General features: G+C 57.0%; 6 protein-coding genes. 1 reads left to right on the forward strand and 5 read right to left on the reverse strand.

The annotated features are described in order from the left end of the window. On the forward strand, positions 1-667 hold a 667-nt coding region (locus ACERIT_RS16025; RefSeq protein WP_373675857.1), incomplete at its 5' end, for a nucleoside phosphorylase. Between the two features lie 114 nt (positions 668-781). On the opposite strand, the gene ACERIT_RS16030 is transcribed toward ACERIT_RS16025, so the two are convergent. From ACERIT_RS16030 to ACERIT_RS16050, 5 genes are all read right to left on the reverse strand, one after another. Continuing rightward, positions 782-1237 (reverse strand): GNAT family N-acetyltransferase, encoded by a 456-nt coding sequence (locus ACERIT_RS16030; protein ID WP_373675858.1) that lies wholly within the window; start codon positions 1235-1237, stop codon positions 782-784. 175 nt (positions 1238-1412) lie between these two features. Then, positions 1413-1598: a hypothetical protein gene (locus ACERIT_RS16035; RefSeq protein ID WP_373675859.1), complete on the reverse strand. Its 186-nt coding sequence runs from the start codon at positions 1596-1598 to the stop codon at positions 1413-1415. Between the two features lie 284 nt (positions 1599-1882). Next, positions 1883-2770, reverse strand: coding sequence for a hypothetical protein (locus ACERIT_RS16040; protein WP_373675860.1), 888 nt, complete (start codon positions 2768-2770; stop codon positions 1883-1885). 102 nt (positions 2771-2872) lie between these two features. Next, positions 2873-3049 carry a hypothetical protein gene (locus tag ACERIT_RS16045; protein WP_373675861.1) on the reverse strand — a complete coding sequence of 59 codons (177 nt, stop codon included), beginning with the start codon at positions 3047-3049 and terminating at the stop codon, positions 2873-2875. Between the two features lie 35 nt (positions 3050-3084). After that, on the reverse strand, positions 3085-3321 hold the full coding sequence (locus tag ACERIT_RS16050; RefSeq protein ID WP_373675862.1) for a hypothetical protein: 237 nt from the start codon (positions 3319-3321) through the stop codon (positions 3085-3087). Positions 3322-3414 lie beyond the last annotated feature (93 nt).

The following is a 3414-nucleotide window of genomic DNA, read 5'->3' on the forward strand; positions in this document are numbered from 1 at the left end:
TATTTGTATTCTCGACCCTGATGGAGACATCGTTCGTCAGCTGACTGCCACTGGAGCTGCGCGTAAAGATGCAACTTGGCCCGGATATCACACCGACCTCTATCGGTTCGAGCGGGATGGCGAGGAGTTCGGTATCGTGGGCTGTGCGGTTGGAGCATCGTTCGCGGTTCTCCTTGCAGAGCAACTGTTTGCCGCCGGCTGTCACTTCCTCATCAGTGTCACTTCCTCGGGACAGATCGTCCAGAAGGACGATCCACCCTATTTCGTTCTCGTTGACCGTGCTCTCCGTGATGAAGGGACGAGTCATCACTACCGTTCGACAAGCCGATACGCGACTCTCGACGCCGATCTCGGCGCTTCGGTCGAAGAGGCGTGTAAAACCGTGTCTCGACCTGTTTACACGGGGACAACGTGGACGACGGATGCGCCATTTCGGGAAACGGAGACTGCGATTGAACACGCTCGCTCGGACGACATCCTCGCCGTCGAAATGGAGGCCGCTGCGCTGTATACGTTCGCGGACGTTCGAGAGCAGCCAGTCGTTTGTTTCGCACATGTAACTAACCAGATGGGACGGACTGAGGAGGATTTTGAGAAAGGGAACGCGGATGGAAGTCAGGACGCATTAGAGGTGATCGACGCAGCTGCTACCGCCTGGCGGTCGTGAATTGACGTCTTCCGACCAGACGCTCAGGAGTGGTCGCTGACGGAATCCACGACAACAGGAGATTCGATACTCCCGACGGAGACCGTCAGTGGAGCGCCGTTCGAGGGAGACCGGTCAGTTCGGCGTGGCGCGTTCCAACCGAAACAAGAGCGCGTCGGTTCCGTCCGGATAGTAGTTTTGGATGCGCCGTTGGACGGTGAACCCGGCGTGCTTGTAGAACTCGATGGCGCCCCGGTTGCTCGCCCGCGTGTGAAGGGTAATTGTGTCGTAGTCGTCGACGAGCGCTTCGATGAGTCGGGTTCCCAGTCCCTGACGTCGGTGTTCGGGAGCGACTCCGAACAAAGAGAGGTACCCGTCCTCGTGTATCACGGCGAACGCGACCACCTCCTCCTGATCGTTTGGGAACAGGAGTAGGTAGACGGTCCGTTGGCGGTACTCCGTCCCGAAGTAGGCGCGAGCCTGCTTGAGCACCCCGTCCGAACGACGAATCCGCTCTTTGAGCTCCCAGGCCTGCGCCAGATGGGCATCATCTCCGGGCGGAATACGGCGCTCTTCGACGTTACGTGTCATGGGTCCGACTACGGCGGGGAGTTATCCATCTCTCGTCGCGGGCTTTTGGACCCCAGCGAGATAGCGGTCCGGGGCGATGCTCCTCGAGTCAGCCGGGACGAACGGGTGCCATCGTGTCGGCCTCTCGCCCACCGAACGCGGGCCGGAACGAAATCACCGGAGAGAGACGCCGGCGTCACTCGGAGTGGAACTCCTTGAGAACCTCGAGATCGCGTTTTGCTCGCATGAACTCCGAAACCGAACGTCGAGCATCGCACTGTGGACATTGAAACTCCTCGTCGGGAGCGGGGAGGGTGACCGGATCCGCCTCCCAGTGTTCCTCGCACTCGGGACACCGTATGTCGATCCATGCTTCGGGCATGCCTGTCTTTTCACGTCACTTGACAAAAGCGTACGCCCCATTCCCAGGGTTTGGTTCGGGTCTCTCACCCGGCACCATTCAGTTTCCAGTAGTCGCCTTCCTCAGACGAGCGACGAGTAATCCGGTCCGAGTGTGTAGACGGGCGCTCGCCATGCTCACTCGTCGATCAGGTCCGTGTCAAGGCTCTCTCCGTCGCTCTCGATCTCGGTAGGCCGATTCTCGAAGGCCGAGTCGGCCTCCGTGAATCCCCCGAGACTGACGGCAACAACCGATCCGGCTATTGGCTACCACATACTCCCCACGTAGTCGAACTCGACATCGTCAACGAGTTCTGGCGGAAGTCCGAGTGAACTGAACATCTCACGAAACACTGACCGTCGCTCGTCCTCCGGAATTGACTCGCCAGCCGGAAGCGTGATTTCGAGGCCAATAGCACCGAGCGGGTCAAACTGGACGATATAGGTTCCGGTCCCGGATTTGTGTGTCACCTTCGTGCTCTGGAGTCGATATCCGATCTCAGCGAATGGAGTCCCGTCACGGGCGTAGGTAACGATGTGCCATCCTTCTCCGTGCGAGTGCGTTCTTTTGACTGCGGTACTTTCCTGAACGACGTACTGGTAGACAGCGGCGAAGGTCACTGGCTCAGAGATATCGATGCTCGGGAGGTCCGTTTGTTCGGCAGTGATAGCGTCCATGAGTTGGGCGATATACTCCCGTGCACGTTCAGAACCCATGTCAAAGAGGAGCGTCAGCCGCTCGATTAGCCAATCCTCTTCGGGGAGGTACTCCGGAAGAAATGGATCCGGGCTTGCCCAGGCGCGCTCATCCCGGAGGTAGAGTTCGGTGTCCGAGTCTTCGCGAAAGCCCGCAGAGACACGTGTGGTCAGCGAGTAGTGGAACACAACGTGGTCAACTCGGTAATCGGGTCCAAACCGTTCATCGAGGTCGTCGATTCCGTCGGGATGGAATCCGACTGATGTCTCCTTCAGGGTGCCGTAGTACGGTCCATCAATCGTATATCCGGCAGTCTCGGCGGCAGTCTTCGTCGCATCGTAGTCGAAGTGGTCCACCGATATCGCCGAGACGCTGAAGTATCGCGCGTGATCACTGCCGATGATTCCGAGACATCCGGCGACGGATATCCCGCTGGCAGCAGCCGCTGTAATGGACACTCGTCCCAAGAATTCACGTCGAGAACGGGTCATATTCATACTATTACATCATTCCGAGGAGCGACGTTCGCCTGTATCGGTGGAACGGTAGAACCCTGATCATCAGCTGAATGCCATCATGAACCAGAGAAGACCCAGAATACCTATCGCAACGAGGATTCCACCGGCGGCGAGCAGATATTGGCTATACTCACTGTCCCGTCTGTGAGAAATGTAGCCCCCTACAAGTAGGAGAACGCCGAGCGCGATCGCAACATACGACGACAGGATGACGGCCATTACTAATCTGATGTTGTCGTGGAGAACTATTATATTCATTGGTTTTTATAAATAATTGGCAAAGATGTGGTTCCAGCATTCAAACACTCACGATCGCGTTCCTGAAGCAGCAACCGGCGATCGTCGATGCTTTCGAGAGATATCGCGAAATCTTTGGTGAGTAATCGGAAATCACTCACATCGTTGAGCGACCAACCCCCGTTGACTAAGGACTCAGCGCGGTCGTTTGCGGAAGATTGCCGATGCTCACTTGGAATTTCACGTTCTTGCATCAAGTGAAACCCAGCAGGAGTTGGGCAAGCGCGCGCACGACGGTTCATTTATAACCAATGTACCGCCGTCTTGCGAATGTGATCCGTTCGAAA

It is taken from the genome of Halopenitus sp. H-Gu1 (assembly GCF_041821145.1).
Classification (GTDB): domain Archaea; phylum Halobacteriota; class Halobacteria; order Halobacteriales; family Haloferacaceae; genus Halopenitus.